A 5,285-nucleotide genomic window follows, 5' to 3' on the forward strand; every position below is an offset into this window, starting at 1 on the left:
CATGCCGGGGATGAGCGGCATGGAACTGCTGAAGCAGATCAAAGACCTCCAGTCTGAGGTTGAGGTGATCATCATGACCAGCCAGAGCAACCTCACCACATCGATCAAGGCCCTGCGCGCCGGTGCTTTCGACTTTCTACCCAAACCGATCGAGGACCTGGACATCATTTCCATCGTCGCCGAGCGCGCTTTTGACAACTTCTACCGGGTCACCGAGAAACAAGGCCTGATCGCCGAACTGGAGAGAAAAAACCAGGGCATGGCCATAGCCAACAAGACCCTGCAGGACATGGTCATCCGCGACGGCCTGACGGGACGCTACAACCACAGCTATTTCAAGGAAGCGGTGGAAATCGAAATGGTCCGCTCACAGCGGTACCAGCGGCAGTTTTCGATGCTGTTCATGGACCTTGATCACTTCAAGCAATACAATGACACCCATGGCCACCCGGCGGGGGACCAGTTGCTCAAAACCCTCGGCGCGCTGATCGGTGAGCGGCTGCGCAAATCGGATATTCTGGCCCGCTATGGCGGCGAGGAGTTTACCGCCATTTTGCCGGAACTCGCCAAAGCCGAAGCCCTTGGTCTCGCCGAAGAAATCCGCCATGAAGTGGAGCGTTTCCCCTTTCCCGGCCGGGAGTATCAGCCGGAAGGCAAGGTCAGCATCACCATCGGGGTCGCAGCCTTCCCGGAAGACGGCAAAACCCCCGAGGCGCTTATCAACAGCGCCGATCAGGCTCTCTACCGCGGGAAAAAGCAAGGGCGCAACCGCGTCAGCACCTAACCGCGGCCACGCCTCCTCCGCTCAGGCATTGCCGAGATTACACCGACACTCCCCAGACCACCAGGACACCCCCTTCGACCCGCAACGACCGGCCTTCCGCAGCCCTTCGAAAAATTCGGAAGCTAGCGTACCCCGATGCGTCAGATGGTTACAACACCCGTGTGGCACTGACGGGATGCTCCTGCCAGCCCCCACCCAAAGCCTTAATCAGCAGCACGCTGCTCTGCAGGCGCTGACCGAATATCTGCACCGCGCTGCGCTCGATCTGCAGGGCGGTACGCTGACTGTCCACCACCTCCAGGTAGCTCACCAGACCGGCCCGGTAGCGTTTGTCCGAGAGCGCGGCCGCCTGCCGGGAGGCATCCACCGCCCGCTGCTGGACAACTTCCTGTTCAGACAGAATACGTAATCCGGAGAGGGCATTTTCAACTTCGGCGAAGGCGACCAATACCTGTTGCCGGTACTCGGCCACGGTTTCCTCGTAAGCCGCCTTGGCCCGCTCCAGGTTGGCGCTGTTGCGGCCGGCCTCGAAGACCGGCAGGGAAACCGCCGGGCCCAGGGCCCAGCTGCGACTGTCCCAAGCGAACAGACTAGAGGTTTCGGTGCTGCTGAAACCGGCGCTGCCGGTCAGGCGGATGGCCGGGAAAAAGGCGGTCTTGGCGACCCCGATGCGGGCGTTGCTGGCGATCATCTGCCGTTCGGCCGCCGAAATATCCGGACGCCGCTCCAGCAGGCGCGACGGGAGTCCGGGCGCAACCGCAGGCACACGAACAGCCAGCCCCGCGGCGGGCAGCGCAAACTCGGACGCCGGCCGGCCGGACAATACCGCCAGAGCGTGTTCCAGCTCGGCTCGCCGCTTGCCGAGACCGATGGCCTCGGCTTCGGTGGTCGCCAACTCGGTCTGGGCCCGGGCCAGATCGAGCTGCCCGATCTGGCCCTGGTTGAACAGGCTGGTGACCAGGTCCAGGTTTTCCCGGCGCAGCCTGACGGTGCGTTGCAGCAGCTCGATTTCCTGGTCGAGTGAGCGCAGGGCAAAATAATTGCCGGCGACCTCGGCCTGCAGCGACAGCAGCAGGCTCAGGTAATCCGCCTCGCTGACCTGGGCATCGGCATTAGAGGCCTCGACGGTACGCCGCACCCGCCCCCAGAGATCGATCTCGTAACTGAGGTCAAGCGGAACGGAGAAACTGTTGCCGGTGGCACCCTCGCCGGTCGCCGAAAAATCCCCCGCGGTGCGGGAGCGGCCCATCGAAGCGTTCAGATCAAGGCGCGGCAGCCGGTCAGCCCGGTCGATACGGGCGACGGCCTGGGCCTGGGTCAGCCGGGCAAAGGCCGCGGCCAGGGTCTGGTTGGCTGCTGCAGTCTGCTCTTCCAGCCGATTAAGTACCGGGTCGCCATAAATCTCCCACCATGCCCCCCTGGAAACCTGGTCCTGCGGAGTCGCCTCCTTCCAGGGGGCTCCTTCCTTGTAGACCAGCGGAACATCCAGATCCGGCTTGGCGTAGTTGGGTCCAAGGGTGCAGCCGGCGAACAACAGCAGGACAATGGCCGACATGAAACTGCGCTGAAAATATCTGTTCATTGGGAGAGTTCCTTTTAAGTTCAAATCAGCCATGCACCGATTCTGCCAATGCCGGGGCTTCTTCAGCGACCTCAACGCGCTGCCGCCGACGCGCCAGCAGCAAATAGGCCGCCGGGATGACGAACAGGGTCAGCACCGTTCCCAACGACAAGCCGCCAACGATGACCCAACCGATCTGCGAGCGGCTTTCGGCGCCGGCGCCGTTGGCCAAAGCCAGTGGCACGGTGCCGAGCACCATCGCCCCGGTGGTCATGAGGATCGGCCGCAGGCGCAGGGTCGCGGCATCGAGCACCGCTTCGAGCTTCGACTGCCCCTGTTCCTGGAGCTGGTTGGCAAACTCGACGATAAGAATTCCGTGCTTGGTGATCAAGCCGACCAGGGTGATCAGCCCCACCTGGCTGTAGATGCTCAGGGTATTGTCGGTGAAGTAAAGCGCCAGCAAGGCGCCTGCCATCGACAACGGCACGGTGAAGAGGATGATCAACGGATCGACGAAGGACTCGAACTGGGCGGCCATCATCAGGTAGATCATGATCAGCGCCAGGGCGAAAGTCAGGACCAGGCCGGCATTGCTGTCCTTGAATTCGCGCGACTGCCCCTGGTAGTCAATGCGGGCGGTCTCCGGCAGGATGCGCGCCGCCGCTTCCTCGAGAAAAGCGAGCGCCTCTCCCTGGGAGTAGCCGGGAGCGAGATTGGCGCTGAGGATGGCGGCCCGGCTTCGATTGAAGTGATTGAGCGACTGGGCAGTCACCCCCTCGGTGATCGTTACCAGGCTCGACAGCGGAATCATCTCCCCGGAGCCAGAGCGGACGTGAATACGGTTGAGATCATCGGGGGTGGCGCGCAGGTCATCCTCGATCTTGACAATGACGTCGTACTGCTCGCCATCCATCTTGAAGCGGGTCACGTCCCGCCCCCCCATCAGCGTTTCGATGGTACTGCCGATGGTCGCCACGTTGACGCCAAGGTCAGCGGCCTTGTCGCGATCGACCTGCAGACGCAGTTCCGGCGAATTCAGCTTGAGGTCGGTGCGCGCCGCCAGGATGCGAGGATTCTTGCGCACCTCGGCCATCAACGTGCCGATCTGGTCGTTCAGCTCGCCATAGGAGTCGCTGGTTTTGACCACGAACTGCACCGGTTGGTTCATGAACGGCTGACCGAGAGAGGGGGGCGTGATCGGAAAACCGAGCACCCCGGGGATGCCGAACAGCTTCGGTCCCAGTTCGCCGGCGATCTGCAGCGAGGAGCGCTCGCGCTCTTCCCAATCCTTCAATTCGACGAAAGCGATCCCTTCGGTGACCTTGCCGCTGAAACCGGTGGTGGCAAAAACCCCGTTGGCTTCGGGGATCGGCTGCAGCAGCGCTTCGGCCTGCTTCAGGTAGTGATCGGTGTACTCCAAGTTGGCGCCATCAGGAGCGATGATGAAGGTCATGAAGACCCCCCTATCCTCCAGCGGCGACATCTCCGAAGGCAATTTCTGCAACAGCCACCAGGACCCGACACCGGCGATCAAGGCCAGGCTCAACCCGAACATCACCGTCTTCAACGACCAGCCGAGGATGCGCCGGTAGCCCTGCTCAACAGCAATAAAAAAGTTCTCCATCAGGTTGAAGAGCATGTTGTGCTTCGTCTGGTGACGCAGCATTTTGGCGCACATCATCGGCGTCAGAGTCAGGGCGACGAAGCCGGAAACCAGCACCGCGCCGGCCAGGGTCAGGGCGAACTCGGTGAAGAGCTTGCCGGTGCGCCCTTCCATCATCGCCACCGGGACGTAGACCGCGGCCAGAGTCAGGGTCATCAGGATGACGGCAAAACCGATCTCCTGCATCCCCTTGATTGCCGCCTTGGCGGGGGTCAGGCCCTTTTCCACGTGGCGGTGAACGTTCTCCAGCACGACAATGGCGTCATCGACCACCAGTCCCACCGCCAGCACCATGGCCAACAGGGTCAGGGTGTTGATGGAAAAGCCGAGGGCCCACATCAGGGCGAAGGAGCCGATCAGCGATACCGGGATCGTGACCAGCGGGATCAGGGTCGAACGGACGCTGCGCAAAAAGAAGAAGATGATCAGCAGCACCAGGGCGACCGCTTCGACTATGGAAGAGAAAACGTTGTCAATCGAACGCTCGATGAAGACCGACGAGTCGTAAACGATGCGGGCCTTCATCCCCTCGGGGAGAGAAGCCTGCAACTCCGGCATCAATTTCTTTAAGGCCTGAGAAATCTCCAGCGGGTTGGCCACCGACTGCTTGACCAGCCCGAGGGCCACCGCCTTGCCGCCGTTATAACGCAGGCTCTGGCGCACCGATTCGGGACCGATTTCGGCCCGGCCGACATCCTTCAGCCGCACCAGGGTACTCCCCGCTTTGCGGACGATGATCTCTTCGAAAGCTTCCGGGGTGTTCAGGCTGGTGTCGGAGAGGACGGTGAATTCCCGCGCGGCGCTCTCCAGGCGGCCGCCCGGAACCTCGATGTTTTGCGCCCGGATGGCGGCTTCGACCTCTGCCGGCGTCACCTGGCGCGCCGCCAGCAGCGCCGGGTCGAGCCAGATACGCATCGAATACTTGCGCGCCCCAAGAACCTGGGCTTCAGCAACGCCGGGAATCATCTCGATCTGATCGGTGACGTAACGCTCGACGTAATCGGTGATTTCCTCGTTGCTGTGCTGCTCGCTGGCAAAGGCCATGTAGAGGATCGGCGAAGCGTCGGCCTCGACCTTGGCGATGACCGGCTCCTCGATCGCCAGCGGCAGCTCGGCCCGCACTCGGCCCACCCGGTCGCGCACTTCGGCGGCGGCATCGTCGGCATCGAACTCCATCTTGAAGACGATGGTAATCTGGCTTTTCTCCTGCATGCTGGCCGAGGTGATGGTCTTGATCCCCTCGATCCCCGAGAGGCTGTCTTCGATGACCGTGGTCA

Annotated in this window: 3 protein-coding genes; 1 reads left to right on the forward strand and 2 read right to left on the reverse strand. The window is 62.2% G+C overall.

Annotated features, from left to right (window positions below; translation table 11 throughout):
• Nucleotides 1-784: GGDEF domain-containing response regulator (locus ABYV89_RS14230; RefSeq protein ID WP_432823600.1), on the forward strand; the 784-nt coding region annotated here is incomplete at its 5' end.
• 148 nt (nt 785-932) lie between these two features.
• On the opposite strand, the gene ABYV89_RS14235 is transcribed toward ABYV89_RS14230, so the two are convergent.
• Complete coding sequence (locus ABYV89_RS14235; RefSeq protein WP_432823601.1) at nt 933-2,366, reverse strand: efflux transporter outer membrane subunit; 1,434 nt, start codon at nt 2,364-2,366, stop codon at nt 933-935.
• Between the two features lie 25 nt (nt 2,367-2,391).
• On the reverse strand, nt 2,392-5,285 hold a 2,894-nt coding region (locus ABYV89_RS14240; RefSeq protein WP_432823602.1), incomplete at its 5' end, for an efflux RND transporter permease subunit.

The sequence above is a fragment of the Trichloromonas sp. genome, assembly GCF_041583255.1.
Lineage (GTDB): Bacteria > Desulfobacterota > Desulfuromonadia > Desulfuromonadales > Trichloromonadaceae > Trichloromonas.

Excerpts from the sequence above, each read along its gene's own strand:
- ABYV89_RS14235 (WP_432823601.1), bottom strand. The coding sequence starts at position 2,366 with ATGAACAGATATTTTCAGCGCAGTTTCATGTCGGCCATTGTCCTGCTG.